Source organism: Phaeobacter sp. JH204B, from assembly GCF_048055755.1.
Classification (GTDB): Bacteria; Pseudomonadota; Alphaproteobacteria; order Rhodobacterales; family Rhodobacteraceae; genus Phaeobacter; species Phaeobacter bryozoorum.
This window is the reverse complement of record NZ_JAYMXF010000010.1, coordinates 48,897-75,728: the sequence shown is the minus strand read 5'-3', so window position 1 is coordinate 75,728 and position 26,832 is coordinate 48,897. Positions and strand designations below refer to the sequence as shown.

The following is a 26,832-nucleotide window of genomic DNA, read 5'->3' as shown; positions in this document are numbered from 1 at the left end:
TTGAGAATGGCTTGACCCCACAGCCGGAACCCGGTTCCGTTTCGGACAGAAACCGCAGGGAGATATCGAAATGTACACCGTTATCGGCAAACAGCTGACCCGCAGTTACCGCGTGCTTTGGGCGCTTGAGGAAATGGGCCAGCCCTATGAGCTGAACCCGGCCTCTCCGCAAAGCGAGGAGGTTCTGGCCCTCAACGCCTCCGGCAAGGTCCCTGTGTTCAAGGACGGGGACGATGTGATCACCGATTCGACAGCGATCATTACCTATCTGGCGGACAAGCACGGGCAATTGACCGCCCCTGCAGGCACGATTGCGCGGGCAAAGCAGGATGCAATGACACATCTTCTTCTGGACGAGCTGGACGCTTTGCTGTGGACCGGGGCGCGCCACAGTTTCATTCTGCCCGAAGACAAACGAGTGCCCGAGGTCAAAGACAGTCTGAAGTGGGAATTTTCCCGCAATCTCGCGCGGCTTGAAAACATGATGGCTGGTCCGTTTCTGATGGGCGAGGAGTTCACCATACCTGACATCATCTGCACCCACTGCCTGAACTGGGCCTATAGCGCCAAGTTCCCAATCGAGAGCGACGTCCTTCTGGCCTATAGCAAGCGCATGCGCGCACGTCCCGCCTTTCAGGCGGTAGCGGCATCGGTAGCGTAACTACCGGCCAGATAGTCGACGGCTGACCGCCCCGCCCAACGTCCTGTCGCCAGGCAGGCGGTCAGCAGATACCCTCCCGTTGGGGCTTCCCAGTCGAGCATTTCCCCGGCGCAGAACACGCCGGAACGCGCATGCAACATCAATCCTGAATCAACAGCCCGGGCCTGAACACCGCCAGCGGTGGAAATCGCCTCATCCATCGGCCTCAGCCCGGCATGGCGGATCGGCACAGCCTTCACCAGCCGGGCCAGCGTCTCGGGCTCCGCTGGTAATGGCCGCGCGAATTCCTGCATCACCGCCAGACGCGGCGGTGTCAGTTTCAGTACCTTGCGCAGATGGGTCGACAAACTGGATTTGCCGCGCGGGCGGGTCAGACGTGCGATGACCTGATCCAGCGACAGATCGGGCAGCAGATCCATATGCAGCGCTGCGCCCTCGCGCACAGCGGCGCAGACCATATAGACCCCTCCCCCTTCGAGCCCTTGCCGGGAGATCACCGCCTCACCACGGGTGCGAACCGCACCGGCGCATAATGCGATACCCTTTAGTGGTGCGCTAAAATGCTGGGCCATGTGATCTGACCAAGGGATCAAGAGCCCGGCATTGGCGGGCTGGAAGGGTGCAAGCGGCACAGCGTCGGCGGCCAGTGTCTCTGCCCAGCGGCCGTCGGATCCCAGTCGTGCCCAGCTGGCGCCCCCCATGGCCAGAACTGTCGCCCCGGCCGTGACCTGCCGCAGGCCGTCCGGTGTGTCGAACTGCAGAGCGTCACCTTGCCACCCCAGCCAGCGCCAGCGGGTGCGGCGCTCCACCCCGTATCCGTCCAACCGGGCCAGCCACGCCCGCAGCAGCGGAGAGGCTTTCATTTCGCTGGGGAAAACCCGTCCTGTGGTGCCCGTGAACAAGGTGCTGCCCAACCCCGTCGCCCAATCCATCACCTCTGCCGCATCACATTCCGCGATCATCGGCGCCAGCCAGTCCGCCGCCGCGCCGTAGTGGCTGAGCAGCATCGAACGTGGTTCGTCTTTCGTCAGGTTGAGGCCCGATTTACCGGCCATCAGGAATTTTCGGGCAACCGAGGGTTTGGCATCAACTATAAGCGTCCGGTGACCAGCTGCCCCGAGCTCTTCGGCAGCCCGCAAACCCGCAGGTCCAGCACCGATGATCACGGCGTCCCAGTTTTCCAGTTCCTGTCCCAAATAGACGGTTCCTTGCGCGCTTGCCCTTGCCGATGACCGACACAGGCGCATGTCCTACGGTTGAACCAGCCATACTCAGAGACTGCGCCAATGTCACCGTCTGCCGACGCCGATCCCATATGCCCGCTGTGCCACCGTCCGATCCCAAGAGAGGTCGCACAAAGCCTGCATCACCTAATCCCCAAGCTGAAGGGCGGTAAGGGCGGACCAACGGTTTTGCTGCATCACATCTGCCACAAGGAAATCCATTCAGCACTCAGCGAAGCGGAACTGGCGCGGTCCTTCCATACGGTCGAAGCCTTGCGCCAACATCCCCGGCTGGCAAAATTCATCGCCTGGGTGCAAAAACGCCCGCCGTCCTTTCAGTCGCGGGTACCGGGAGGACGGCGGAAACGCTGACTAGCCGGCGTTTAGACTCGTGTGCAATCGGACAGGATCGCCTGCGCCATATCCATCTCGGCGGCGAGGCTATCCGCCATCAGGTCACGGGCTGTCTCCATCAAGTCCTCAGGCTGCACAATCCGGTCTATCAACCCAAACTGCTGCGCCTCCTCGGCGGAGATCTTCTGTCCAGCGGCCAGGATCAGCTTCGTGCGCGCCGGACCGATCAACGCCGACATGCGCCGCGCGTCAGAGGGTTGCGGGCGGTAGCCAAGCTTCATGACCGGGTAAAACACCTTCGCAGTTGGCACGGCGATTCGCAGATCGCAGGCCAGTGCCATCCCATTTGCCCCGCCCGCCAAAGTGCCGTTCAACGCCGTAATGGTAAGACAGGGAAGGTCGGCAATGGCTCCCGACAGCTGCTCCCACAATGGCGATGTGGCGAGACCGGCCCGCGCCGCATCCAGATCCGCACCGGCGCTGAAAACACGGCCAGCCCCCGTGATGATCAGCCCACGCGCGCCCTGCGCGCGGGCCGCGATATCGCAGAGCTGCTCCAGCATTTGAACGGTCAATGCGTTGGCCTTGTCCGGCCGGTTCAAGGTGACCGTCCAAAGACCGTCCTCTCCGATGTCGAGGTCGATCATGTCAGGCCGACCTGCTTGCGGATGCCCTCATCACGCAACGAGATTTCGGTTCCGACCAGGTCGTCCGCCGCCGCGCTGCACATCCACAGCAGAGCCCGTGCCGGCCACTCGGCCGGAATATGATCTGACCAATCCAACCGGCTGACTGGATTGACGCCGCTGGCCTTGATCACCCGCTGCATTTCCGTTGCTACGGTGCCCGGAGACAGCCCCATGGCGCGAATCCCATTTGCCGCTTCTTCATGATGCAGGGACCGGGTCAGCATTGCGGCAGCCGCCTTGGAGGCGCAATAGGCACTCCAGCCTTCCACCGGGTTATGCGCAGCACCCGAGCTGACGGTCAGGACTGTTCCACCACCCGCTGCTTTCATCCCCGGCAGGACCGCACGCATTCCGTTGAATACACCATTCACATTGATGTCGATCAGCCGGGCCCAGTCGTCAGGATCGGCCGCTTCAAGACGGGCAATCGGATCGACCACACCGGCATTGTTGATCAGTATATCAATCCGCCCAAACTGCGCCTCGGTTTGCGCGACAGCGGCCGCTACAGCCTGGTAGTCGGCCACGTCACAGGCGAAGGTCAGCACCTTTCCGCCGATCTCTTTTGCCAGCTCGGCGAGGCTGTCTTCACTCCTTGCCAGCAAGGCCACATTGGCCCCGGCAGCGGCAAACACACGGGCCGTATCGGCACCGACACCCCGGCTCGCGCCGGTTATCACAACTGTCTTGCCCTTGATCTCCATACTATTAATCTCCAAATCCCTGTTTTGAAATGTGGTAGACTGGTTAGGGGGAACGGTCCAGTGGGATGCCCCCTTGACCCGGCACCTCCTCCGGCCAACCATGGCGCAAAATAGACCACGAAAGGTATACTTATGTCCGTTTTCCTCGCCCGCAGCAGCGGTGTTGCGATTATTATGGCGTTTTCTGCGCAGGCGGCCCTGGCAGATGTAACGGCAAAAGATGTCTGGTCGGACTGGAAGTCCTACATGACGGCCACCGGTTATACGGTGAATGGCACCGAGACTATGTCCGGCGATACGCTGACCGTCTCTGACATCTCGATGGCCATGCCAATCATGGAGGAAAACACCAGCGGCACGCTGATCCTCCCCGACATCAAGTTCGTCGAAAACGGTGATGGCACAGTCAATATCATGCTGCCCGCAGACATGCCGATGATGTTCAAAATGGACGGCCCAGAGGGTGTCGCCAGCGGGACCATTGTTTACACCCACGACGGCAGCCCGATGCTGGTTTCCGGCGACGCGGATGAGATGACCTATGATTATGCCAGCAGCTTGATGAAAATCTCGCTGACGGATCTGAAGATCCCGGACGAAGACATCCCTGCCGAAACCGTACAGCTGACCATGACGCTGGCGGATGTTGTGACAAAAACGGTCATGACCAACTCTGACGTCCGCGCCTACAACCAGACAATGACCAGTGAATCGCTGAACTTTGACGCGACGATCAAGGTGCCTGAAACCAACGATGGCGGCTCTTTCAAAGGGGCGATGCAGGGTGTGCGCTTCGCGGGCACGACAATTGTTCCCGAAGGGCTGGAAACCAACGATATGGCGGCGCTGCTGCGCGGTGGCTTCAACGCCGAAGGTACATTTGACTTTGTAAGTGGCAACAGCGCAATCAGCGGCCAGGATGGTACCGATACCTTTGCGCTGGATAGCAACTCCGAAGGCGGAGCAATTGGCTTCAGCATGGGTCTCGACGGATTGACCTATGACGTCAAACAGAACCGCACCGAAACCAATATCACCAGCTCGGACCTGCCGTTCCCGCTGGCGCTGTCCATGGCCGAAGCCGCCTTCAAACTGACCATGCCGATTGCTCAATCCGACGAAGAGCAGGATTTCGCCCTCGGTGTGTTGCTGCGCGACTTTGACGTGCCGGAAATGCTCTGGGGTATGGTGGATCCCACCGGTGCCCTGCCTCACGATCCCGCAACCGTTGCACTGGATCTGGCAGGCAAGGCAAAACTGGCCTTCGATTTCTTTGACCCGAAGGCCATGGCTGAGGTGGAAAACGGCGAACAGGCGCCGGGTGAGCTGCACGCGCTGACCGTCAATGCGCTCGAAGTCTCCGTAGCAGGCGCAAAACTGACCGGCACCGGGGATTTTGCCTTCAACAATGACGATCTGGAAAGCTTCGACGGCATGCCGGCACCTTCTGGTGAGGCAAACCTGACGCTGACGGGCGCCAACACGCTGCTGGACAAGCTGATCGGAATGGGTCTGGTTTCGGACAGCGACGCCATGGGCGCGCGCATGATGATGGGCATGCTGGCGGTTCCCGGCGATGGCGAGGACACGCTGACCTCCAAGATCGAAGTGTCAGAGGATGGTCAGATCAAGGCCAACGGCCAGCGCATCAAGTAACCACAGCACCTGACTGACTGGATGATCGGGGCCGCAAATTGCGGCCCCTTTTTTTGTCTGCGCCCTTGCAGCCTCTCGCTGCGCTGGCTAGCTCTAGGTGATGTTCAACCCATGTAGGTGCCCATGACCCAGACCCCCGAAAGCCTAAGCCACGCTCTTCTTGATGCCGCCCGCAAGGCGGGGGCCGATGCCGCCGACGCGATGGTGGCAGAAGGCAGCTCTCTCTCCATCGAAGTGCGTCAGGGCACGCTGGAACATGCCGAGCGGTCCGAAGGGGTGGATCTGGGCCTGCGGGTCTTTGTCGGGCAACGTCAGGCCTGCGTTTCGGCCTCGGACATGCGGGACGAAACCCTGACGGCCATGGCGGAACGCGCTGTCGCCATGGCACGCGAGGCCCCCGAGGACCCCTATGCCGGTCTGGCCGAACCGCACCAGCTTGCGCAGAATTGGGATCTCGCCGCGCTGGAGCTCTTTGATCCCAGCGACGAACCGGCCCCTGCCACCTTGCAAGAGGATGCACTGGCGGCTGAGGCGACCGGCCTCGGCGTTTCGGGGGTAACCCAGGTACAATCTGCGGCGGCCGGATACGGCAGCCATAAGGTCCATATGGCCGCGACCAACGGGTTTTCCGGTGGCTACCAACGCAGCAGCCGCTCGATCTCCTGCACCGCCATCGCAGGAAGCGGGACCTGCATGGAACGTGACTATGACGGCGACTCCCGAACCTTCCAGGCAGATCTGCGGCCGGCTGACGACATCGGACGACAGGCTGGTGAGCGCGCAGTCGAACGGCTGGGCGCTCGCAAACCGGAAACCGGCAGCTACCCGGTTTTGTTCGACGAACGCGTCTCGTCCTCTCTGATCGGCCATCTTTTGGCTGCGGTGAACGGTGCGAGCATCGCCCGCGGGTCCTCCTGGCTGAAGGACGCTCTGGGAGATCAGATTCTGCCGACGCATCTGAGCGTCACGGAAGACCCCTTTCGCCCCCGGATTGCCGGATCGCGCCCTTTCGATGGCGAAGGCCTGCCGACGCAGCGCCGCGCCATTATCGACAACGGGATGCTGACCGGCTGGACGCTCGATCTCGCATCGGCCCGCAAGCTGGAAATGCAAAGCACTGGCAACGCTGCACGCGGTGTCGGCTCGGTGCCATCCCCATCGCAGTGGAATATCGCGCTGACCCAAGGTCCCGATAGCCGCGCCGATCTGATTGCCAATATGGGCACCGGCCTTCTGGTCACGTCGATGATTGGATCCACCATCAACCCGAATACCGGCGATTATTCTCGCGGGGCCGCCGGTTTCTGGGTGGAAAACGGTGAGATTGCCTATCCCGTCAATGAATGCACGATTGCAGGCAATCTGCGCGACATGCTGCGCGGTATTGTTCCAGCCAATGACGCGCGAACCCATCTGTCCCGCATTGTGCCCTCGTTGCTGGTCGAGGGGATGACCCTTGCCGGAAACTGATCTTTCCCTGCTGATCCGCGCAGCAGAGCAGGCAGGCGATATCGCCTGTCGCTACTCTGGGCCCGAAGCGCAGAAATGGGAGAAACCAGACGGTGGCGGGCCAGTGACGGAAGCTGATATCGCCGTCAACGAGCTGCTTGCCGACGTGCTGCCCGGCGCCCGCCCGGATTTTGGCTGGCTGTCTGAAGAAAGCGAAGACACCAGCACACGTCTGAACCGTGAAAAGATCTTTATCGTCGATCCTATCGACGGCACCCGCAGTTTCGCCGAAGGATCTCGGACCTGGGCCCATTCGCTGGCGGTTGCGCATAACAGGACGATCACGGCGGCAGTCATCTACCTGCCCCAGCGCGAGCTGATGTATTGCGCAGCACTTGGACAAGGCGCGACCTGCAATGGCACAGCAGTCGAGGTTTCCCGACAGGATGACCTCAACGCCGCAAATGTTCTGGCGGCAAGACCGCTGCAGGACCCCGAACACTGGCACAATGGCATTGTACCCGCGTTCAATCGCAGTCATCGCCCTTCGCTTGCCTACCGAATGGCGCGGGTCGCGGATGCGGGCTTTGATGCCATGCTGACCCTCCGCCCCAGTTGGGAATGGGACATCGCAGCGGGTGACCTGATCCTGCGCGAGGCCGGAGGGCTGTGCAGCGACAGGTTCGGCGTCGGCTTGCGGTTCAACAACCCTCACCCTACGCTCAACGGCGTTGTCGCTGCGCCGCCGCGACTGCACGAACAACTGATTGCCGCGCTCGATCCGAAGGGTCCCGGCCTTCGCCCGCTCTGACAGCCGCGCGCAGCAGGAAAACCGTAGCCATGTCGAGACCTTCCGCCGCATCCGACCGCAGCCTCCGCTGGCCTGCCCGTCCCGCAGGCGAAGTGCTGTGGATCCACGCTTCCACGACAGAGCGCTACATGGCTCTCGGCGATGTCGGGAACCGTATGAAATCGCTTCGACCCGATCTGTCTGTTTTGGTGACGTGGAGCCGCGACATCACGAACAGGCCACTGGTCGAGGGCTGCGACCTCGCTGCGGGACCACCGCCAGATGACACCCCGGCCGACGTGCGGATGTTTCTCGATCACTGGCGCCCCGATCTGCTTATCTGGTCGGGGGGAGACCTCCGTCGTGGACTGATGCGCCAGATGAGCGAACGTCAGATCGACAGCCTACTGGTTGATATCGAAGCGAGAGAATTACCCGATCGCACCAGTCGTTGGTTGCCGGACCAGCGCCGTCGGCTTTTCGACCGCTTCAGCGAAATCATGACCCCGTCGGATGAGGCCCGAGCGCAGATGCTCCGGCTCGGTGTCGCTGCAGATCGGATCCAACAGACCAATCCCCTGCGGTTGTCCGCCACGCCCCCTGGCTGCAACAGCGATGAGCTTACCCATATGCAGGCCCAGCTGGGGAGCCGTCCGGTCTGGTTCTCTGCGCAGACCGAGCTGGGTGATCTACCAACCATCCTGACGGCACATCGCAGCGTACTGCGGCTTTTGCATCGGTTGCTTCTGGTAATCGCGATCCGCGATGAACAGGACCTCGCAGAGGCCCGCGATGCGATCATCGCCAGCGGCCTACAGCTGGCCGATTGGGACAGCGGCGAAGAGCCTGATGAATACACTCAAGTCCTGCTCAGCTCTTCCGAAGACACCGGTCTCTGGTACCGGCTTTCGCCGCTGTGTCTGCTGGCCGGCAGTCTGCCCCGCCACGCAAGCGGACAGAACCCGCTGGATGCCGCAGCACTCGGGTCGGCGATCCTGCATGGGCCGGGTCTTGGCACATATGCCGCCTTATATGAGCGGCTGACAGAGGTTGGTGCCGCGCTGAAAATCAACGATGCCGAAGATCTTGCGCAGGGCGTGCTCAGCCTGTCGGCCCCTGATCGGGCGGCGGAGATGGCGCTTGCCGGCTGGCAGATCGTCACAGAAGGCGCCGATATGACCGACCACCTTATGGATCGCGTCCAGGAGTTGCTGGACAAGCGAGAGGACCGATATGAAAGCTCCTGACTTCTGGCACAAGCCCGCCGGAGACTTCGATATTCGCAAGACCTTGCTGGCGCCGCTTGGCCGGATCTACGCATATGCCACCGCCAGACGCCTGGCGCAGGGCGCCGCGCTACGGGTGGCTGTTCCGGTGATCTGTGTCGGCAACATCAACGCCGGTGGCACCGGCAAGACGCCAACGGTCATTTGGTTTCTCGAACGGCTCAGGGATATGGGGCATGAGCCACATGTGGTGACCCGTGGCTATGGCGGCTCTCTGTCCGGTCCTGTGCAGGTCGATCCGGGCCGTCATCGCGCCAGTCAGGTTGGCGACGAACCCCTGCTCCTGGCGGCCTTTGGAGAGGTCTGGAAAGCTGAGGATCGCGCCGCTGGTGCGCAGGCGGCTGCCGCGGCGGGTGCGACCGTCATACTGCTCGATGACGGCTTTCAGAACCCGAGTGTTCACAAGGATCTTTCCGTGGTCGTCGTCGACGCGGAGCGTGGGTTTGGCAATGGCCATTGCCTGCCCGCCGGTCCACTGCGTGAGCCGGTGGCGACGGGCCTTGCGCGCGCCGATCTGGTATTGTCGCTGGGCCGACCCGAGGCGCAGGCACGGTTCCAGTCAGCCTGGAGCGATGCCCTGACGACATGCCCACATTACTCCGGCGCACTGGAGCCTTTGAAAACCGGAATGCCCTGGCAGGGGACGCCGGTGCTGGCATTCGCAGGAATTGGTCATCCACGGAAATTCTTCGAGACGCTGCGTGACCTTGGCGCGGATCTGCGCCGTAGTGAAGCGTTGGACGATCATCAACCCCTGTCCACTGCCCTGATGTCCCGGCTGGAAACCGAAGCCAAGCTGATCGGTGCCCAGATGGTCACCACCGAAAAAGACGCGGTCCGGCTGCCGGAGAGTTTTCGCAACAAGGTGATCACGCTACCGGTGCGCCTGCAGATCGACAAGGATGACGCGCTTCTGGCCCAAATCCGCAAGGTCGCTCCACCGCCTCCATAACACTCGGGCAAGAAGACGCGGTGCACTCTCATCCAGTCTGGCAGCAGATTGCAAAAAACCCGCCGCGGTCACCGGGCGGGTTTTCCTATCTGCATTTTCCCAAAGGAAGGGGTATCAGCCGTCGAGTTCGGCGTCGATCAGCGCTTTGAACGCCTCATAAGACTGATTTTCCACTTTCTTGCCGTTCAGGATGAACGACGGCGTGGACTCGATGCCATGCTCTGTCGCATTTTCCTGATACCAGTTGACGAGGGTCTGGGCCTTGGTCCCATCCTGAAGACAGGCCTCCAGCTGTTCCTCTTCCAGACCTGCGAGCCGCCCGATCTTGCGCAGCGCATCAACGATTTCAGTCGCGCCACCCGCTCGGGCCCAATCAGATTGCCCCTTGTAGATCAGGTCGCTGATCCCGAAGAACTTCTCAGGTCCTCCACAGCGCGCAATCATCGACGCCCAAAGGCCATAGCGATCAAAATAGACCTCGCGGTAGATGAACTTCACCTTTCCGGTGTCGATGTAATCCTGCTTCAGCTGCTTGTACGCACCCTGGTGGAAATTCGCGCAATGCGGACAGGTATAGGACGCATATTCAATCAGCGTTACCGGAGCATCTTCGGCACCTTGCACCATCTCGACGATGGTGGAGGTATCAACCTCTGCATCTTGCGCGTAGGCCGCCCCAACCAGCGGGTTGCCGGGCAGAGAGGTGCCGCCTTGCAATGCGGCATAACCATAGATACCCGCCGCAACGACAGCGGAGGCAAAGATGCCGGACATCAAACGGGTCATTCATACCCCTTTCTAAGAGTTTTCTGTTTCGTCAGCACGTTGCGCCCAAGCCGTTCAAGCGCTGCGCGCAATTCATCACTTTCGACCCCGGTCGCAGCCTCGGCTGCCGCCGCCACGTCCTTCGGATCAGGCGCCTGGGGTTTGCGGACCTTCGGAGCGTATTTAAAGGAAACCTTCCCCTCGGCAAAGCCAGTGGGCGCGGTCTGGGTAATCCGGACCTTGGAAATTGCGTTATAGCCGTAAACCGCGTTCACCTTGCAGCGCAGAGGCTCTTTCTGCATTTCCAGCATCGGCGCATGGGCACCGGTGGTCAACAACGTCAACGTCGCTCCAAATCCACCGCGCCCGTAGTGCACATTGACCGGGCGCGCGATAGAGGAGATGTCGGGACCGGCAATTTCTTCCCAATGGGTGAGCAGGCGCGACACCGCAAAGCCCCGGCTTTCGCCGGCTTTGCGAATCTGATCGTTCAGAAGCTGCGATGTTCGCTTGAACCCGCGAGATTTTGTCCGTTGCACTGCCATGACCGTGGTTTTGCTAGACTGCTCGCCCTATTGTAAAGGGCTGCCAAGCGAGAACCAGCGAAACCGGGCCATAAAGGATAAAGAATGCGTGACCTCAACAGCGAGAGCCACCCGCAGAGCCGTGATTTGCTGGACTGGTACGACCAGCACGCGCGCAGCCTGCCCTGGCGTGTCAGCCCGTCGGATCGCGCCGCCGGTATCTGGCCCGATCCCTACCGCATCTGGCTGAGCGAGGTCATGTTGCAACAAACCACTGTGGCTGCCGTCAAGGACTACTTCCACCGGTTCACCAGCCGCTGGCCGACGGTGGCAGATCTCGCGGCGGCGGCGGATGCAGATGTCATGGGGGAATGGGCAGGTCTTGGGTATTACGCACGGGCACGCAATCTGCTGAAATGCGCGCGCGTCGTGGCCGAGGAACACGGTGGCACCTTTCCGAATACCTATGACGGGCTGATCGCCCTACCCGGCATCGGCCCCTATACCGCCGCCGCCATTTCGGCGATCGCATTTGACCGCCCGGAAACCGTGCTGGACGGCAATGTCGAGCGGGTGATGGCGCGGCTTTACGATATCCATACTCCCCTGCCAGCGGCCAAACCCCAGCTGAAAGAGAAAGCTGCAGCCTTGACCCCAGCAATGCGCCCGGGCGACCACGCTCAGGCGGTAATGGATCTCGGCGCGACGATCTGCACACCGCGCAATCCGGCCTGTGGCATCTGCCCATGGCGCAGCCCCTGCGCTGCCCGTGCGGCTGGCACAGCTCTGGAACTGCCAAAGAAAACCCCCAAGAAACCCAAGCCAACCCGCCTTGGCATCGTCTATCTGGCACGCAGCTGCGATGGCGACTGGTTGCTGGAGCAGCGCCCGGACAAGGGGTTGCTGGGCGGTATGCTGGGCTGGCCGGGCAGTGATTGGAACGACGATCCGGCCCCAATCCCACCGTTTGAGGCCGATTGGCAGGATCTGGGGGCGGAGGTGCGTCACACCTTCACCCATTTTCACCTGGTCCTGCAGGTCATGCTGGCGGAGCTGCCACCGGGTTTCACACCGCAGGACAGTCAGCGCGTGATAAAACGACATGACTTCAAACCCACCGACCTGCCGACGGTGATGCGCAAGGCCTTCGATCTCTGGAAGGGGCGCTGATGCCTTCTCTTTTATCCGGGCAGGGCGCATAGTCGACCACGAACGCGCCCGACTTGAATGAGGCTGTACTGGAATGATATCCGCCAAGACTCTGCGCAGCTGGCAGGCCGCCCTGCCCTTTTGGTTGTCCTTTCTGCTGGTGCCGCTGGTGGGGCTCGCCGCTCTTTATGGTGGCTGGCTCATCCTGCTGCCGCCCTTCGTCACCTGGTATCTCTTTGCGGCATTGGACGGGGTCTTCGGGCTTAATCTTGAAAACGCGGATCCGCTCACACCCGAAGAAGATCTTCATTGGTATTCTTCACTGACCATTGCCTGGGTTCCGGTGCAGGTCCTGCTCCTGATTGCCATGCTAATCTACGTGCCTGGCGCCGATCATCTCTCGGGTGCGGAGAAATTCGGGGTATTCTTCGGTGTTGGCGTCCTCAGCGGCACAATAGGGATCAACTACAGCCACGAATTGATGCACCAGAAGAGCAGACTGGAGCGTTGGCTGGCGGATATCCTGCTGGCAATGGTGCTCTATTCTCACTTCAGATCCGAGCATCTGCTCGTGCATCATCGCCATGTCGGCACACCCCGCGATCCGGTCACAGCGCGCTACAACGAGGGCTTCCATCGTTTCTATCCGCGTGTTCTGTGGCAATGCTGGCGGTCTGCGTTTCGGGCTGAGAGAGCACAACTGGCGCGCCGCAACCTACCTTGGACTGACCGGCGCAACCCGTTCTTTCGCTATTGGGCGCTGCAAGCCGCGTTTCTGCTGATGGCCCTTGTGCTGGGCGGGATGCTCGGCGTTGGGTTGTTCCTGGTCCAGGCGGGTGTCGCGATCTGGCAGCTGGAACTGGTGAACTACGTTGAACACTACGGTCTTACGCGCAAATACTTGGGCGGGGGCAAATTTGAGCCTGTGATGCCGCGCCATTCGTGGAATGCAGCCCATAAGGCGTCAAACTGGCTGTTGATCAACCTGCAACGCCATTCCGACCACCACTACAAACCCGATCGTCGCTTTCCCCTGCTTCAGAATCACACATCAGCCGATGCTCCCCAGCTACCCTACGGCTATCCGGTCATGACAGTTGCGGCGATGATACCACCGCTGTGGCGGCGGATCATGAACCCGCGAGTGCGGCGCTGGCGGCAGATGTATTATCCTGACATCACCGATTGGAGCGCCTACAATGCGGCCCGTTGCCCCGAAGACCGCCCCGACCCGACACCGGCAGGCCCGCGCGCCTAGCTGAGACCTAGCGGGGCAGCGCCCATAGTGTCATCGGTCGGGTCAGCCCACGCAGTTCAGATGCGCCGTGCTGCACGAAACCTGCCTGCAGATCTCTGGCCCCGCCTTCGTCCTCCACACGCTGCCGCAGGGTCTCGCTGATCACCATCTGAGCGTTCATCTCGCGGGTGCGCTCCTCCAGTCGGGCTGCAATATTCACCGCGTTACCGATCACCGCATATTCCAACCGGTTTGCGCCGATATTGCCAATCACCGTCTCACCATAGTGAACACCGATGCCAACGCGGATTTCTGCCTCGCCGTAGCCGCGTCGCTCGGCATTCCATTCCGCTACCGACGCCAGCATGGCCCGCCCGCAAGCCAGGGCGTTACTTGCGTCCCTCGGACCAGCCAGCGGTGTACCAAAGGTCGCCATCAAACCATCGCCCAGATACTTGTCCAGCGTGCCGTGATGACGGAACACCTCCTTTTCCATGCGGCCATGAAAATCGCGCAAGAGGTCAATCACCTGATAGGCGTCGCGCTCGGCCGCCAGGCGGGTGAACCCGACAATGTCAATGAACAGAATGGCCACGTCCTGACGGCGGGTCTGCTTCAGCGGTTCATCATTTTGCGACAGCTGCTGCACCACATTGGGCGAGAAATACCGTGACAGATTGGCCCGTTCACGCTCAAGACCAGCATTATTCTGGATCAGCGCGTAGAGCCGTTTTGAGGATATACCCAGCGTCACTGCCACCAGAAAGAACACGATAACCTCCTGCAGGCGCTGATGCAGGAGAAAGCTGTTCGGATCGAGAAATTCAGCCATGGTCGGATCATAGCCCACAACCTCAAGCACCCGTTCGGTTAGGCCGGGCACCGGATCCGTCAGCCACCAGACCATGATCGCCGCAAATAGCCAGATGACTGCGGTCCAGATGCCGATGGCAACCACCGTGCGCCAGGAATAGGCCAGAGTCCCCGCGGCAAGTATGATGAAAAAATAGATGAAATTTCCAAACCGATACTGAATTGGCAGCGGCGTATCGTCGACACTCAGCGGATTTGGCAGAACCATTCCGATGGTCATGATCGACAGATCGGCAAAAATCAGCAGCATCTCAAGCCGTGATTGCCCAACCCGTCCAACCCGGCGGATCAGCCAGCCGTTCAGACATAGCAACGCAAGGATAAAGTGATAATACAGCACATCCCATTTGGGGTTCACATAGATCAGAAAAACCGCCGTTACGGCCATGGCGATCCAGCGCGCCCGCACCGCAAGCTCCAGCCCATTGCGTTTGTGCTCTGTTAGCGCATCCAGCGCATATGGGCTCTCCTGTCTGAAAATGGCTTCGTCGCTATCCAAGGCAGGAGCGGGGGCGGAGGCGGTTACTGCCATGATATGTATCCATCCATTGGCGCCGGTCTTGCGTCAAACTAACGGCAGCTGCCAACGGATGCACCCCTTGAACCGACAGCGCTGAAACGAAAAGACCCCGCCATGACGGCGGGGCAAGGTTGGCGCCGTCGACAATGCGACAGCGCCTGCGGTTTCACACAGGTTGTGAAAGGGTGGGGTCAGTTTTGCAATTCTGCCCGAATCTGCTGGCGCAGCACGTCGATGGGCACGGTCTTTCCGTCCCGCTTGAAACACCAGTAGGTCCAGCCATTGCAGGAGGGCGCGTTTTCCAGATGCGCTCCGACCTGATGGATTGATCCCTTGATATTGTCGCCGATCAGCGTGCCGTCTGCGCGCACTTTTGCCTTGTGCCGACGGTTCATCGAATAAAGCTCGTCGCCCGGGCGCAACATGCCGCGCTCGACCAGCTGACCAAAGGGGACGCGCGGTTCGGCACGTTTGCTGGCAGAGACCTGCAGCGCTTCGCGGTCGAACTTGCGTACGGATTGGATGCGCTTTTCGGCAACTTCACGGTAGGCGGCTTCGCGCTCGATTCCGATAAATTCACGGCCCAGCATCTTTGCCACGGCGCCCGTAGTGCCGGTGCCAAAGAACGGGTCCAACACCACATCACCCGGATTCGTCGAGCCAACGAGAATGCGGTGCAGCAGCGCCTCGGGTTTCTGCGTCGGATGCGCCTTATTGCCGGCCTCATCCTTCAGCCGCTCATGGCCGGTACAGATCGGCATGACCCAATCCGAACGCATCTGCAAACCTTCGTTCAGCGCTTTCAGCGCCTCATAGTTGAAGGTATATTTTGCGCCTTCGGATTTTGAGGCCCATATCATCGTCTCATGCGCGTTGGTGTAACGCTTGCCCCGGAAATTCGGCATTGGGTTCGACTTGCGCCAGATCACATCGTTGAGGATCCAGAAGCCTTCGTCCTGCACCGCTGTGCCGACTCGGAAGATGTTGTGGTACGATCCGATCACCCAGATGGAGCCGTTTGGCTTCAGGATACGGCGCGCCTGTTTAAGCCAGGCACGGGTAAACTCGTCATAGACGCCAAAGCTGGAAAACTGATCCCAGTGGTCATCGACCGCATCGACCTTGCTGTTGTCAGGACGATGCAATTGCCCCTTCAGCTGAAGGTTATAGGGGGGATCCGCAAAAATCAGATCAATCGAATTTGACGGCAGACCGGACATCACGTCGATACAGTCACCGTCAAGGATCGCGTTTAGCGGGAGCGCCGCGGCGCCCCGTGTAAGTGTTTTGTTCATTTGCTCTGCCTCGATAACCACGGCGCATTTTTGCGCTCATTTTGGTTGTCCACAGGATGAGTCATCGTGGATTCGAGGTCAATTTGTTTTTTAGAACAAGGTGATGAGGTTCACTCTTGATACAATATGTTGTGGACAGGCTTAAAGGAACGCCGATGATGTGGGGTCACGCCCAGGTTCACCAGGGCGTCGCGGTGCTGTTTGGACGGGTAGCCTGCGTTTTTCTCCCAGCCATAGCCGGGAAACTGTTGCGCCAAATCCACCATGATCCGGTCACGGGCCAGTTTTGCCACGATGGATGCCGCCGCGATGGAGACTGATTTGCTGTCTCCCTTGATCACGAACTCCGACGTCTGGAGCAGACCCTTGGGGATCAGATTGCCATCGATCAGCAAATAATCCGGCGCCGGATCCAGGGCTGCAACGGCCCGCTCCATTGCCAGATGCGAGGCGCGCAGAATGTTCAGGGAATCAATCTCTTCGACGCTGCCATGAGCAATCGCAACCTCGGCCTGCGCAAAGATCGACGCTTCGACCGCCTCGCGCCGCTTGGCGCTTAGCTTCTTTGAATCGTTCAGCCCCTCGGGAATATTGTCGGCGTCCAGGATGACCGCGGCGGCGGTCACCGGTCCGGCGAGCGGGCCACGACCAACCTCATCCACGCCTGCAATACGTATATGGCCACGCGCACGGGCGGCCGCTTCCAATGTGTAATCGGGATAATCCATCCCTTGGTCTGACCGGGTTTTAAGCCGGGTTTCAAGTCCGACCGCATATACCGCGCAAAAAAGAGGGGGCCGAAGCCCCCAAGTCTGCTCGAACCCAGGTCCCGCCGACCTCAGCGACGGGTAATGCGATAGCCGCGGTCCTTGAGGCAATCCGGGCGATAGCCGACACGATTGCGTTTGCCATTCCAGAAGGTCACCTGGCAGGCGCGCGGCAGGGTGTGCTCAAATCCGTACTGTTTGCGCAGACAGCCCTGCCCCATCAAAGTCCGGCTTTGGCTGTAGCGCGGGAAATAGCGCACGCATTGTGCCGGCAGATCATAGCGCGCCACATGCGGCGGAAGCGGTCTGGGATGATGAGGCCGATACGGCTTGCCATGTGACGGACGATGCGGACGGGTGACCTGTGGCTGATCATCATCGCGATTGTTCTTCACGATTGCACCGATGATGCCAAGCACGGCGAGACCCGCCAGCACCTTGGCAACATCCTCATCCGCCCGTGCAGGCGCCGCGGAAAACCCGGTCACCGCGACTGCTGCGGCAACGATCAGCGTGATGAATTTGCGATGCGGTTTGGCATTTACATCAATGCGACTGCTGCGAAACATGGGATGTCCTTCCTGAAGTTCTGAAAACATGAGGCCAAATGGCCGATGCAATCAGCCTGGTTCGGAACCGTGCGGACAGGCAATAACGGCGCCTTGTTATCGAATATCACCACCCGCAATCGCCTGTTGTTATTGAATATCCCGCGACAAATGCGCAGTGTGAGGGTATGAAAAACCTCCTTATCTCCACAGCTCTGATTGCCGGTCTTGCCATTGGTATGCTCAGCGATACGAGCCCGGCCGCAGCGGCCGAGTGTTACGCCGATTACAAGGCGAAACAGGATGCCCCGCTGCGGCTGCATTACGGCGTGATCCAGCTTGGCGGCGGCTGCAGCAAGCCGGCCGCCAAGGCCGAAATCTCCGACCGGCTGTTGGCAGCGGGCTGGACCTTGCTCAATGTTCTGTCCATTTTTGGTCCCGACGGGCTGGAACAAAGGAAAACAGATGCCGGACCCTATTTTCTCCGTTTCTGAGGTGCGCGCGGCGGGAAGCCGCGTCATCGCATTGGGGATCACTGCCATCGTTGCCTTGCTGGCGATTGCCGGTACCGTGCTGCTGCTGACGCTTCCCGATGCCAACGCTTTCAACGCAAGGGTCGAGCGGGTCTTTGTGGAAAACGACCTTACCACGCAGGCCGAGATCAAGCTGCTTGAGATCCTCGCCCAGTCCGGCACGGCCTTTGCCGATACGCTGACCAGCTATCGGATGGTAATTTTTGTGCTGATGGTCTTTGCCACCATGATGATGGTGGCTGCGCTGGTGGTTCTGGCCATGCTGGTCATGCTGAACCGGCGCATGGTCCAGATCGAACGCGCAGGCATCCAAGTGACTGAACTGCTGATCAGCCGCGAAGAAAACACCGTCTACCTCAATACCATGGGCTTCAAACTGACCGCCGCAGCGATGGAAACGCTCGCAGTTCTGGCCGAGGCCCGGCTTGATGACGATGTCCTCTCCGGTGCGGAGATCGAGGCGATGATATCTGGCCGCCCCTCTGTTGACTGCGAAGAGGCCGCAGGAGCGACACGGATAAAGCGGCTGCGCGATACATTGGGCAATCAGATGGTCAGCGAGCTTCTGGTCAAGAATATCGCCAAGCGCGGCTATGTCCTGTCGATCAGCAAGGATGTGATCCGCATGGTGTGACCCCCCGTGCGCAGGGAGGTCACCAATCCCGCCACCGCATACTGACAGGGCCCTCTGCCCTTATCCAATGGATCAATTCCCTGTGCAGCTCTGGCATTTTGCCGGGAAACCACCACATAGTAGAAAACCAGGCAACATGGATCCCTTGTTGTCAGTCCACCCGGGAACAGCCCTCATGAACATGCGCGCCAGCACCGCAAGACCCGCATATGGAATTATGGTAGAGGAGCTGCGCGGCCCGGTTACGGCGCGGCTAGGTGGCAGGATCATCGCCCAGAGCACCCGTGCCAAGGTGATGTATGAGACCCGCCGACCTGCTGCCATCTATTTTCCCCGTGACGATATCCACACCTGCCTGACGCCTGCCAACGGGCACCAGACCTTCTGCCCGTTTAAGGGAACTGCAGGCTATCAGGATCTGGAACTTGGCGAACAGAGCATCTGCAATGCCGCCTGGTCCTATGACGATGCTCTGCCTGAGGCTTCCGGCATCGCAGGCCATGTCAGTTTTATGCCGGAAGCGCGCGTTGAGATCGACCTTGGCAGCAATCAGCTTGAGGTCCCGGAATACGGTAATATTTCAGGACCGCTGATCGATTGGCTGCTGCGCGAAGCTGCATATCTGCCGACACCTGAGGAATTCACCCAAAACCTGTCGGAGAAACTGGTCGAACATGGCGTTCACCTGTCGCGCCTCTCGGTGATGGCCTGGTCCCTGCACCCGATGATCGCGGGCAAGAACTTCATATGGAGCCGCGCCTCCGGCAAGGTCACGACCTACGCCCCGAGCTATGAGATCCACGATCACCCGGCATTTCAGAACAGTCCCCTGCGCCATGTTTCCAACGGGCTTGGCGGCATCCGGCAGCGGTTGGATCTGGATCAGCCCAGCGATGCCTTTCCGATCCTCAGCGATCTGAGGGAAGAGGGCGCAACCGATTACGTGGCGATGCCGCTGCCCTTCTCCGATGGGAGGATAAACGTGCTGACGGTTGCCAGCCATCATCCGAAAGGGTTCTCGACCGAAAACCTGGGGCTTATATTCGAATGTTCTGCGGTTATTGCCCGGTACTATGAAGTGTTCATGCAGCGGGAGAACGCACAGTCCCTGCTGGAAACCTATGTAGGCAAGCGAACCGGCGCGCGGGTTCTGGGTGGGGAAATCCGGCGTGGTGATGGCGATGACATTGATGCCGCCATTATGTTCTGCGACCTGCGTGGATCCACTCGGCTTGAGGAGGACCTGGGCCGCAGCGCCTATATCGAGCTACTCAACAGCTTCTTTGAAACGGTATCGACGATCGTGCATGAACACGGCGGCGAGGTGCTGAAATTCATCGGCGATGCGGTCCTAGCGGTGTTCCCCGCCGGCGACGCACCCGATGAGGCACGCGCGCAGGCCCTGCAATCGGCGCGGGCAATTGTTGCCGGACTGGACGCGATGGGCGACGAAGAGGGCAAGCGGCGCTGTGAATCGGCCATCGGTCTCGCCTACGGTCGTGTCACCTACGGCAACGTCGGATCCCGTGAGCGGTTGGATTTCACCGTCATCGGTCAGGCCGCCAATATCGCCGCACGGCTTGGCGACTATGGCAAATCCTGCGGCCATACGATCGTGGTCAGCCGCGACCTGTTGGAAACCCCGGAACAGGCGACGCCGCTTGGCTCAGTATCGCTGCACAATGTCTCCCGCCCGGTTGAGGCCTTCGCCGTTTCCGTGGCGATGGATGCCGACCAGCTCGCCGCGTCCTAACGGCTGACCAGCAGGCGCTGCGCCTCGTCCCCCATTGTTACAACCAGCGGCTCCTGCGCCTGCCGCGCCTTGAACGCAGCCTTGCCACCTAGCCCCTGCCAGTTGATCTGCACCAGCGACTGCGCAACAGCGCCGCCCAGCGTTGCCCCCGGTCCGGTGATGATAAACAGATCCGGCGCGAACTCCTGCGCCGCGACCTGCACCGCGCGAGTGAAATCATAAGGCTCAACGACCTGCGCATTCAGCGTGTAGTCCCTGAGGCTCGTCAGTGAATATCCGCCAGGCCACCAAACCTGCCCTCGCCCGTCGACCAATGGCTTCTTTGCCGCAGAGAACAGGTCCACCGGCAGTCGCGACCGGCCTTCAGCAGCGACCGGGGCCTGTAGGTCGGTATGGAACGCGGCATGGTTGGTCAATCGCATGGGGAAGCGATCCTGCACCTGCGGCACAGCCTGTTCAAACGCATCCAGACCGTCGGCATTGCCCGCCAGCACCAGCATGCCGCCCAGATTGATTGACAGCGACAGGTGATGATCAGGCCTGCTGTCTATGTCACGCACTAGCTGAAGCAGCTCTGTCTTGCGCTGCCGATCCAACTGCCAGTCGTCGCTCTGACAGGGGTAAACCAGCTGCCCGCCAATGAGATGCTGCTGCATCAGCTGACCCATGGTGTTGACCACCTCAAACCCTGTTTGAGGGCTGAGCGCACCGGCGGCGGCCAGCGCGATGTACCAGCCCATCGAATTGCCCGTGACCGCCACGACATCAATGTCCTCGGCGAGTGACTGCGCATCCGCAATCGCGCTGGCATAGATCAGCGGAGAGGCCACATCGCCGCGGGTGTATTTGGACATCGCGTATCTCTCAGCACCATCCAGCGCAGTGACACTCTCTTGGCCCGCGGCCTCGCGCATTGCGTCAAATGATCTGATTAGAGCCTGCTTGTCGGCGTGGTGACGCGCCAGATACCCAAGTTCAGTTTTGTTGTATGTGCCACGTCCGGGACAGATCAGAACAGCGGTGCGGGTCATGTGTCAGCTCCTGTCAGCCGCAGCGCCGCTGCGACGATACTCTCCTTTGACGGCAATGTTGCAGCATAGGCGGGACCGGTCGGGATAAAGCAATCCTCCGCCACGACACGTGCCATCGGCGCGCCATCCGTCTCATAGAACAGCGCCATCAGCGCCTCCGACTGACTTCCTGTGCTGCGGCATTCGTCGACGATCAAGATGTTGTCGCATCCTGCCGTGGCCGCAAGCAGCGCTTCCTTTGGCAACGGCGCGAGCCAGCGCAGATCGACGACCCGGGTGGAAACGCCCTTGGCCTTCAGCTCGGACTGGGCCTGTGTCGCCAAGTAACGGCCATTTCCATAGGTCACGATGGCAAGGTCTTGACCATCGCCATGCACCCCGACCTCTCCCAACGCAATCCGCTGGTCAGGTGCGGGATAGAGACGCATCCAGCCGCCGTCCTTCGGCTCATGCAAATCACGCATCGGATAAAGCGCGATCGGCTCGACAAAGACCACGACGCGCTGCTCCTCTCGCGCCAGACGCACGGCCTCGCGCAGCATCATCGCGGCCTCGGCCCCGTCCGAGGGACAGGCAATCACGATGCCCGGAATGTCGCGCAGGACCGCCAGCGAATTGTCATTGTGGAAATGGCCACCGAAGCCTTTCTGATAGCCCAGACCGGCAATCCGCAGCACCATCGGATTGCTGAACTGGCCGTTAGAGAAAAACGGCAGGGTCGCGGCCTCGCCACGGATCTGATCCTCGGCGTTGTGTAGATAGGCCAGGAACTGGATCTCCGGGATCGGGACAAATCCGTTGTGTCCCATGCCGATGGCCAGCCCAAGGATCGACTGCTCGTCCAGCAAGGTATCAATCACCCGGTCCGGGCCAAACCGCTGTTGCAGCTTCTGGGTGACGCCATAGACGCCCCCCTTCCGGCCGACATCTTCACCCATAGTGACCAGCTCAGGATGCTCCAGCATCAGGTCGGTCAAGGCCCAGTTGATCAACCGGCTCATCGGCTGGGGGTCTGTCTGAGCACGCAGATCGCTGCCCAGAATTTCTGCCCGCACCTCACCGCTTGGCCCGTTCGTCTTGCGACAGACCCGCTTTGGTGGGATCAGGCTGGCACTGACATCCCCTGCCGTTCTCAGATGCGGACGGGTGACGACCTTTGTGCGGATCCGTTCAACCCGCGCGCAGGTCTCAGTGTAAATCTCCAGTGCCGCTTCCCGTGACAAAGCTCCGGATTGCGACAGCAACCGCACGGAGTGCAGCAGCGGATCATTGGCCTCATCCGCCTCAACCTCTGCCTTGCTGAGGTAAGTGGTCGGCACGTCTGCACCTGCATGACCGTAGAGCCGCACCGTGCGCAGATGCAGGAAAGCAGGCTTGCGGCAGCGACGAACGTAGTCGGCAGCTGCCCCGGCCACCGCATAGGTGTCGTGGATATTCAGCCCGTCGGCATGAAAATAGCGCATGCCCGGTCGATGCGACATCGACGCTTCGATCCACCCCTTCGGAGTCTTGACCGAAATGCCAATCCCGTTGTCCTCACAGACAAACAGCAGCGGCAAAGGTGTCGACTGCACAGACGCCCAACAGGCGGTATTGATCGCTCCTTGTGCCGTCGAATGATTGGCCGAGGCATCGCCGAAGGAACACATCACAAGCCCATCGTCAGGCAGAACCCGGTGCTCTGGATCATGCCGTCGCGCGGCACCGATAGAATAGGCCGCGCCGACCGCCTTGGGCAGATGGCTGGCAATGGTCGAGGTCTGTGGCGGGATCATCAGCGCCTTGGATCCCAGCACCTTGTGCCGCCCTCCCGATGTCGGATCTTCGGCAGAACAGGCAAAGGACAGCAGCATATCCCAGGCAATGCTCTGACCCGGCACCTGATCTGCCCGGGCGATCTGAAATGCGGCGTCGCGGTAGTGCAGGAAGGCCATGTCATCAGCGCGCAAGGCTCGCGCAACCGCCGCCATTCCTTCATGACCGGACGAGCCGATCGTGTAGAAACCCTGCCCAGCCTTTTGCATAGCCCGGCTGGTGCGGTCCAGGGCACGGCTCAGGGCCTGCGCGCGAAAGATCGCGACCGCATCACTGCTGCAAAGGTCCCCCACAGGCGACGGCCCCGGGGGCAGGCGACCTGCGACCACTCGATCAAGGAAATTTTGATGTACGATCTCGGCGCGATCCATGGCCTACCCCTTATTGCTCAGGGGCTTTATCGCCGATATGCGCCAGTCTTACCAATGAGATTACAGCAGGCACCCATGAGCAAAACTCATACTGCTAAGGTCAAAGACCGCTCCGCAGAATGACAAAGGCCGCGCCGAGGCGCGACCTTTTCTAACAAGCAATCAATGAGGGTCGGGATCAGTCTGCCTTTGCCCGCAAACTGTCGCGATACAGCGCCTTGGCCAGTGAAATCATCATGAAAACCATGACAATCGTGAAGGGCAGTGCGCCAATGATCATAGCGTTTTGCAAGGCTCCGAATGGATTGGAAGCCGCGCCACTGTTGCCAGCGATGATCAGCGCCCCGATGACCGAGGTCAGAATCAAGCCCCAGATGATACGGTGCTTGATCCCGGTTTCCTCTTCGCCACCGGACATGATGGTGTTCATCACCAGAATACCCGAATCCGCTGAGGTCACGAGGAAGGTCATGATCAGCACAACACACATCACGGTGATGGCAGACAGGAAGCCGCCCGAAATCATCTGCTCGAGCGTCACAAACAGCTTGGCGGTATTGGTCGCCCCGATGATCGACCCTGCGGCGGTACCGTTCAGTTCCAGATCAATCGCGGTGCCGCCTAGAATGGTCATCCACAGGAAGCAGACGATGGCAGGTGCGATCACGCAGCCCAGAATGAACTCACGCACGGTGCGCCCTTTGGAAATACGTGCCAGGAACAAACCAACGAAGGGCGAGAAGGCAATCCACCAGGCCCAGTAGAATGTGGTCCAGCCTGCCTGCCAGCCGAACTGGCGACCGGGTTCCCCTGCTGCATAGATCGCATCGGCATCCAGCGCTGCCGCCGACGCAGGCAGCCCTTCGGTGAAGCCGCCCAGCGAGCCCCAGGGGGATGTTGCCGAACCGTAGACCGAGCTCATATCTTCCGCAGGCAGCGCCTGTGCGGCCTCCGGCAGAGCCGTCGCAAAGGCATCCGCCGATTGCGGCCCATAGGCACCAAAGGACATCTGAGTGAAATGCAGGATGTAATCGACCAGACCGCTGCCGAATTTAGTCATCGCAAAGAAGAACGACCCAAAGAACACAAAGGTCAGAAGCAGGATAACCGACAGTACGAGATTGAGGTTGGAGAGATATTTGATGCCGCGACCAACCCCGGAAACTGCAGAAAGAATCGACAGCCCCATGATCACGAAAAGCGCCGACAGCAGGCCAACGGTGCTCGGTTTCGGCGCTTCGGCATCCCCGTTCATCAGCCATTCCATCCCTGAAACCGCATAGACGCCATCAACGAACTGGCTGACACCAAAACCGATGGTGACGGACACGCCAAGAATGGTGGCCACAACACCCAGAACATCAACCAGATGGCCGATAAAGCCATTTGCAGCCTTGCCGAGCAACGGCGTCAGGGCCGACCGGATCGTCAGCGGCATATCGCGCGTATAGGCATAATAAGCCAGCGACAGGCCGGTCAGAACGTAGATCGCCCAGGCGTGAAACCCATAGTGCAGGAAGGTGTAGCGATAGGCGGACTGGACCGCCTCTTCGGTATTTGCTGCGACCTCGCCGGACAGAACCAATGGGTTGGAACCCCAGAGGCCCAGCGGCTCCGCCGTTGCAAAGACCATTAGCCCAACGCCCAGCCCGGCACCAAACATCATCGAGAACCACGAGAAATTGGAGAATTCCGGCGTCGCATCAGCCGCCCCCAGCTTCTTGTTGCCGGTTGCAGGCAGAATGGCCAGAACAAACAGGAAGAAGGCAAACAGTCCCACGGAGATGATGTAGAAGGCGTTGAATCCGTTCAGCAGCTCGCTGTTCACCCAGGACAGGGTTCCGCTGGCTTTGCTTGGCCAGACCAAGGCCCAGAGGACCAGCGTCGTCATGATGATCTTACTGATCAACGCGATAGGAAGGCTGTGGCCCTCGTAGAAGCCGGATGGAGCTGTTTCGATCTCCAACTCGGTAAATGGTGGCTTGATTGACATAATCGTTCCCTGTTCCGTGTCGCGCGCCGTTGTTGTCGTTCCCCGTATCACCTGGCGCTCGGGTGGCGGGTTGTGCGCAGCGCACGCAAAGGTGCTGCGCAAGGCTCGATATGCGGTCACGCGGTCAGATCTGCAGATCCCATGTTGGCCCTTCGGCGCAACCTAGGCTCTGCTGCACGCGCAGCCGTTCGGTTTCAGTTCTGCTCCCCTATCTCCGGTCCCACGCCGACGCCGTCTCGAAGGTGCATCCAAGCCCCCTCGTCCCCATGTCGGCGTCCCGCATTTGGTCAAGACTACTCAATTACAGTGCTTCAGGCACTTCGAATAAAATGTAGCGAATTTCAGAAAATTTAAATCCATCGCAAAGACGAATTAGGGTTCAAACATTTCAAATGCTTGCAGCCTGTCAAAGCCTGTTCCAACGGCTAATATCGACCGGAAAAACATCTCGGATACAGAGATCAACACGCTCAAAATCCCTGATGACCGTGCCAAAATTTTGCGCAAGTTAACCAGACAGACCGGCCTCGGACCAATCCGCGACAGCAGAGAACCGGTAAGGTTCAGACGGAAACACCTGCCAGCAGGTCGGACCGGCTGATGTCGGCACGCTCCCCGGACATTGTGATGCGCCCCCGTCGCAGAACGACAAATCTATCTGCAAGCTCATAGGCAAAATCGAAATATTGCTCGACCAGAACAATCGCCATCTCGCCCTCGTCGCGCAGATGCCGGATTACATCTCCGATCTGCTGAATGATATTTGGCTGGATCCCCTCGGTCGGTTCATCAAGCAGCAGCAGCTTCGGACGCGTGATCAATGCGCGTGCAATGGCAAGCTGTTGTTGTTGCCCCCCTGACAGATCGCCTCCACGGCGATGACGCATATCGTGTAGAACGGGGAACAGCTGGTAGATCCGATCCGGCACCTGATGATCGCTTCGCGGCAGGCAGCCAAACCCGGTTTCGAGATTCTCAAGCACCGTCAGCAACGGAAAGATCTCCCGCCCCTGCGGCACATAAGCGATGCCTTTTTGCGCCAGTTGATAGGATGAGGCAGCCCGCAATGGGTCGCCGTCCAGCAGAATTTCTCCACCCGATCGAGGATGGCGACCGGAAATCGCCTTCATCAGGCTGGTCTTTCCCACGCCATTCGTCCCCATCACGCAGGCCACCTCGCCACGTTTCACCTCCATCGAAATCCCATGCAGGATCTGCGAATGCCCATAGTGCAGCGATATATTTTCCAGCTTCAGCATA

25 protein-coding genes are annotated in these 26,832 nt (G+C 60.0%); 12 read left to right on the top strand and 13 right to left on the bottom strand.

Going from position 1 to position 26,832, the window contains the following annotated elements; translation table 11 throughout:
* The first annotated feature begins 70 nt into the window (after nt 1-70).
* Nucleotides 71-661 (top strand): glutathione S-transferase family protein, encoded by a 591-nt coding sequence (locus VXL81_RS05935; RefSeq protein ID WP_416542623.1) that lies wholly within the window; start codon nt 71-73, stop codon nt 659-661.
* Here VXL81_RS05935 and VXL81_RS05930 read toward each other — a convergent pair.
* Nucleotides 634-1,857 (bottom strand): TIGR03862 family flavoprotein, encoded by a 1,224-nt coding sequence (locus VXL81_RS05930; RefSeq protein WP_416553315.1) that lies wholly within the window; start codon nt 1,855-1,857, stop codon nt 634-636. The genes VXL81_RS05935 and VXL81_RS05930 overlap by 28 nt on opposite strands.
* Before the next feature lie 90 nt (nt 1,858-1,947).
* Between VXL81_RS05930 and VXL81_RS05925 the strand changes: the two genes are divergently transcribed.
* Nucleotides 1,948-2,256 carry an HNH endonuclease gene (locus VXL81_RS05925; RefSeq protein WP_340546944.1) on the top strand — a complete coding sequence of 103 codons (309 nt, stop codon included), beginning with the start codon at nt 1,948-1,950 and terminating at the stop codon, nt 2,254-2,256.
* A gap of 11 nt (nt 2,257-2,267) precedes the next feature.
* On the opposite strand, the gene VXL81_RS05920 is transcribed toward VXL81_RS05925, so the two are convergent.
* Nucleotides 2,268-2,885 (bottom strand): enoyl-CoA hydratase/isomerase family protein, encoded by a 618-nt coding sequence (locus tag VXL81_RS05920; RefSeq protein ID WP_416534460.1) that lies wholly within the window; start codon nt 2,883-2,885, stop codon nt 2,268-2,270.
* The gene (locus tag VXL81_RS05915) at nt 2,882-3,631 is read right to left on the bottom strand and encodes an SDR family oxidoreductase (protein WP_416553313.1); all 750 of its coding nucleotides are present in this window, start codon (nt 3,629-3,631) and stop codon (nt 2,882-2,884) included. The genes VXL81_RS05920 and VXL81_RS05915 overlap by 4 nt, the downstream gene beginning before the upstream one ends.
* Nucleotides 3,632-3,763: 132 nt before the next feature.
* On the opposite strand from VXL81_RS05915, the gene VXL81_RS05910 reads away from it, so the two are divergent.
* The 5 genes from VXL81_RS05910 (at nt 3,764) to lpxK (ending at nt 9,764) form a co-directional block, all read left to right on the top strand.
* Nucleotides 3,764-5,287 carry a DUF2125 domain-containing protein gene (locus tag VXL81_RS05910; protein WP_416553311.1) on the top strand — a complete coding sequence of 508 codons (1,524 nt, stop codon included), beginning with the start codon at nt 3,764-3,766 and terminating at the stop codon, nt 5,285-5,287.
* A gap of 123 nt (nt 5,288-5,410) precedes the next feature.
* Complete coding sequence (locus VXL81_RS05905; protein ID WP_416553309.1) at nt 5,411-6,757, top strand: TldD/PmbA family protein; 1,347 nt, start codon at nt 5,411-5,413, stop codon at nt 6,755-6,757.
* Nucleotides 6,744-7,547 carry an inositol monophosphatase family protein gene (locus VXL81_RS05900; RefSeq protein WP_416553307.1) on the top strand — a complete coding sequence of 268 codons (804 nt, stop codon included), beginning with the start codon at nt 6,744-6,746 and terminating at the stop codon, nt 7,545-7,547. The genes VXL81_RS05905 and VXL81_RS05900 overlap by 14 nt, the downstream gene beginning before the upstream one ends.
* A gap of 29 nt (nt 7,548-7,576) precedes the next feature.
* Nucleotides 7,577-8,773, top strand: a complete 1,197-nt coding sequence (locus VXL81_RS05895; RefSeq protein WP_340546950.1) for a 3-deoxy-D-manno-octulosonic acid transferase — start codon at nt 7,577-7,579, stop codon at nt 8,771-8,773.
* On the top strand, nt 8,760-9,764 hold the full coding sequence (lpxK, locus tag VXL81_RS05890) for a tetraacyldisaccharide 4'-kinase (RefSeq protein WP_416553305.1): 1,005 nt from the start codon (nt 8,760-8,762) through the stop codon (nt 9,762-9,764). The genes VXL81_RS05895 and lpxK overlap by 14 nt, the downstream gene beginning before the upstream one ends.
* A 114-nt stretch (nt 9,765-9,878) precedes the next feature.
* Here the strand turns inward: lpxK and VXL81_RS05885 are convergent, their stop codons facing one another.
* A complete protein-coding gene (locus VXL81_RS05885) occupies nt 9,879-10,550 on the bottom strand; it encodes a DsbA family protein (RefSeq protein WP_416553303.1) in 672 nt (223 codons plus the stop codon).
* Nucleotides 10,547-11,074: a DUF721 domain-containing protein gene (locus tag VXL81_RS05880; RefSeq protein WP_416553301.1), complete on the bottom strand. Its 528-nt coding sequence runs from the start codon at nt 11,072-11,074 to the stop codon at nt 10,547-10,549. The genes VXL81_RS05885 and VXL81_RS05880 overlap by 4 nt, the downstream gene beginning before the upstream one ends.
* Before the next feature lie 84 nt (nt 11,075-11,158).
* Here VXL81_RS05880 and mutY point away from each other — a divergent pair, with 84 nt between their 5' ends.
* A complete protein-coding gene (mutY, locus tag VXL81_RS05875; protein ID WP_416553299.1) occupies nt 11,159-12,223 on the top strand; it encodes an A/G-specific adenine glycosylase in 1,065 nt (354 codons plus the stop codon).
* 73 nt (nt 12,224-12,296) lie between these two features.
* The gene (locus tag VXL81_RS05870; RefSeq protein ID WP_416553297.1) at nt 12,297-13,460 is read left to right on the top strand and encodes an alkane 1-monooxygenase; all 1,164 of its coding nucleotides are present in this window, start codon (nt 12,297-12,299) and stop codon (nt 13,458-13,460) included.
* A 7-nt stretch (nt 13,461-13,467) separates the two neighbouring features.
* On the opposite strand, the gene VXL81_RS05865 is transcribed toward VXL81_RS05870, so the two are convergent.
* From VXL81_RS05865 to VXL81_RS05850, 4 genes are all read right to left on the bottom strand, one after another.
* Nucleotides 13,468-14,844 (bottom strand): adenylate/guanylate cyclase domain-containing protein, encoded by a 1,377-nt coding sequence (locus tag VXL81_RS05865; RefSeq protein ID WP_416553295.1) that lies wholly within the window; start codon nt 14,842-14,844, stop codon nt 13,468-13,470.
* A 179-nt stretch (nt 14,845-15,023) separates the two neighbouring features.
* The gene (locus VXL81_RS05860; protein ID WP_416553293.1) at nt 15,024-16,127 is read right to left on the bottom strand and encodes a site-specific DNA-methyltransferase; all 1,104 of its coding nucleotides are present in this window, start codon (nt 16,125-16,127) and stop codon (nt 15,024-15,026) included.
* Nucleotides 16,128-16,237: 110 nt separating this feature from the next.
* Nucleotides 16,238-16,855, bottom strand: coding sequence for a ribonuclease HII (locus VXL81_RS05855; protein WP_416553291.1), 618 nt, complete (start codon nt 16,853-16,855; stop codon nt 16,238-16,240).
* Between the two features lie 110 nt (nt 16,856-16,965).
* The gene (locus VXL81_RS05850; protein ID WP_340546959.1) at nt 16,966-17,463 is read right to left on the bottom strand and encodes a hypothetical protein; all 498 of its coding nucleotides are present in this window, start codon (nt 17,461-17,463) and stop codon (nt 16,966-16,968) included.
* A gap of 167 nt (nt 17,464-17,630) precedes the next feature.
* On the opposite strand from VXL81_RS05850, the gene VXL81_RS05845 reads away from it, so the two are divergent.
* The 3 genes from VXL81_RS05845 to VXL81_RS05835 all read left to right on the top strand — a co-directional run bounded on the left by VXL81_RS05845 (nt 17,631) and on the right by VXL81_RS05835 (nt 20,362).
* Nucleotides 17,631-17,936: a hypothetical protein gene (locus VXL81_RS05845; protein ID WP_340546960.1), complete on the top strand. Its 306-nt coding sequence runs from the start codon at nt 17,631-17,633 to the stop codon at nt 17,934-17,936.
* On the top strand, nt 17,908-18,609 hold the full coding sequence (locus VXL81_RS05840; protein WP_340546961.1) for a winged helix-turn-helix domain-containing protein: 702 nt from the start codon (nt 17,908-17,910) through the stop codon (nt 18,607-18,609). The genes VXL81_RS05845 and VXL81_RS05840 overlap by 29 nt, the downstream gene beginning before the upstream one ends.
* A 175-nt stretch (nt 18,610-18,784) precedes the next feature.
* A complete protein-coding gene (locus VXL81_RS05835; protein WP_416553289.1) occupies nt 18,785-20,362 on the top strand; it encodes a DUF427 domain-containing protein in 1,578 nt (525 codons plus the stop codon).
* Here VXL81_RS05835 and VXL81_RS05830 read toward each other — a convergent pair.
* The 4 genes from VXL81_RS05830 to urtE form a co-directional block, all read right to left on the bottom strand.
* Nucleotides 20,359-21,393, bottom strand: coding sequence for an ACP S-malonyltransferase (locus tag VXL81_RS05830; RefSeq protein ID WP_416553287.1), 1,035 nt, complete (start codon nt 21,391-21,393; stop codon nt 20,359-20,361). The genes VXL81_RS05835 and VXL81_RS05830 overlap by 4 nt on opposite strands.
* Nucleotides 21,390-23,579 carry a thiamine pyrophosphate-dependent enzyme gene (locus tag VXL81_RS05825; protein ID WP_416553285.1) on the bottom strand — a complete coding sequence of 730 codons (2,190 nt, stop codon included), beginning with the start codon at nt 23,577-23,579 and terminating at the stop codon, nt 21,390-21,392. Before VXL81_RS05825 ends, VXL81_RS05830 begins: the two co-directional genes overlap by 4 nt.
* Nucleotides 23,580-23,757: 178 nt before the next feature.
* Nucleotides 23,758-25,572 (bottom strand): BCCT family transporter, encoded by a 1,815-nt coding sequence (locus VXL81_RS05820; protein ID WP_340546965.1) that lies wholly within the window; start codon nt 25,570-25,572, stop codon nt 23,758-23,760.
* 563 nt (nt 25,573-26,135) lie between these two features.
* Nucleotides 26,136-26,831, bottom strand: coding sequence for an urea ABC transporter ATP-binding subunit UrtE (urtE, locus tag VXL81_RS05815; protein WP_416553283.1), 696 nt, complete (start codon nt 26,829-26,831; stop codon nt 26,136-26,138).
* Nucleotide 26,832 lies beyond the last annotated feature (1 nt).

Bases quoted from the DNA above. Each gene is read 5' to 3' on its own strand.
- VXL81_RS05885 (WP_416553303.1), bottom strand. From the start codon at position 10,550: ATGACCCGTTTGATGTCCGGCATCTTTGCCTCCGCTGTCGTTGCGGCG.
- VXL81_RS05910 (WP_416553311.1), top strand. From the start codon at position 3,764: ATGTCCGTTTTCCTCGCCCGCAGCAGCGGTGTTGCGATTATTATGGCG.
- urtE (WP_416553283.1), bottom strand. From the start codon at position 26,831: ATGCTGAAGCTGGAAAATATATCGCTGCACTATGGGCATTCGCAGATC.
- VXL81_RS05915 (WP_416553313.1), bottom strand. From the start codon at position 3,631: ATGGAGATCAAGGGCAAGACAGTTGTGATAACCGGCGCGAGCCGGGGT.
- VXL81_RS05880 (WP_416553301.1), bottom strand. From the start codon at position 11,074: ATGGCAGTGCAACGGACAAAATCTCGCGGGTTCAAGCGAACATCGCAG.
- VXL81_RS05935 (WP_416542623.1), top strand. From the start codon at position 71: ATGTACACCGTTATCGGCAAACAGCTGACCCGCAGTTACCGCGTGCTT.
- VXL81_RS05925 (WP_340546944.1), top strand. From the start codon at position 1,948: ATGTCACCGTCTGCCGACGCCGATCCCATATGCCCGCTGTGCCACCGT.
- mutY (WP_416553299.1), top strand. From the start codon at position 11,159: ATGCGTGACCTCAACAGCGAGAGCCACCCGCAGAGCCGTGATTTGCTG.
- VXL81_RS05870 (WP_416553297.1), top strand. From the start codon at position 12,297: ATGATATCCGCCAAGACTCTGCGCAGCTGGCAGGCCGCCCTGCCCTTT.
- VXL81_RS05840 (WP_340546961.1), top strand. From the start codon at position 17,908: ATGCCGGACCCTATTTTCTCCGTTTCTGAGGTGCGCGCGGCGGGAAGC.
- VXL81_RS05895 (WP_340546950.1), top strand. From the start codon at position 7,577: ATGTCGAGACCTTCCGCCGCATCCGACCGCAGCCTCCGCTGGCCTGCC.
- VXL81_RS05855 (WP_416553291.1), bottom strand. From the start codon at position 16,855: ATGGATTATCCCGATTACACATTGGAAGCGGCCGCCCGTGCGCGTGGC.
- VXL81_RS05825 (WP_416553285.1), bottom strand. From the start codon at position 23,579: ATGGATCGCGCCGAGATCGTACATCAAAATTTCCTTGATCGAGTGGTC.
- VXL81_RS05920 (WP_416534460.1), bottom strand. From the start codon at position 2,885: ATGATCGACCTCGACATCGGAGAGGACGGTCTTTGGACGGTCACCTTG.
- VXL81_RS05850 (WP_340546959.1), bottom strand. From the start codon at position 17,463: ATGTTTCGCAGCAGTCGCATTGATGTAAATGCCAAACCGCATCGCAAA.
- VXL81_RS05830 (WP_416553287.1), bottom strand. From the start codon at position 21,393: ATGACCCGCACCGCTGTTCTGATCTGTCCCGGACGTGGCACATACAAC.
- VXL81_RS05820 (WP_340546965.1), bottom strand. From the start codon at position 25,572: ATGTCAATCAAGCCACCATTTACCGAGTTGGAGATCGAAACAGCTCCA.
- VXL81_RS05845 (WP_340546960.1), top strand. From the start codon at position 17,631: ATGAAAAACCTCCTTATCTCCACAGCTCTGATTGCCGGTCTTGCCATT.
- VXL81_RS05865 (WP_416553295.1), bottom strand. From the start codon at position 14,844: ATGGCAGTAACCGCCTCCGCCCCCGCTCCTGCCTTGGATAGCGACGAA.
- VXL81_RS05860 (WP_416553293.1), bottom strand. From the start codon at position 16,127: ATGAACAAAACACTTACACGGGGCGCCGCGGCGCTCCCGCTAAACGCG.
- lpxK (WP_416553305.1), top strand. From the start codon at position 8,760: ATGAAAGCTCCTGACTTCTGGCACAAGCCCGCCGGAGACTTCGATATT.
- VXL81_RS05835 (WP_416553289.1), top strand. From the start codon at position 18,785: ATGAACATGCGCGCCAGCACCGCAAGACCCGCATATGGAATTATGGTA.
- VXL81_RS05905 (WP_416553309.1), top strand. From the start codon at position 5,411: ATGACCCAGACCCCCGAAAGCCTAAGCCACGCTCTTCTTGATGCCGCC.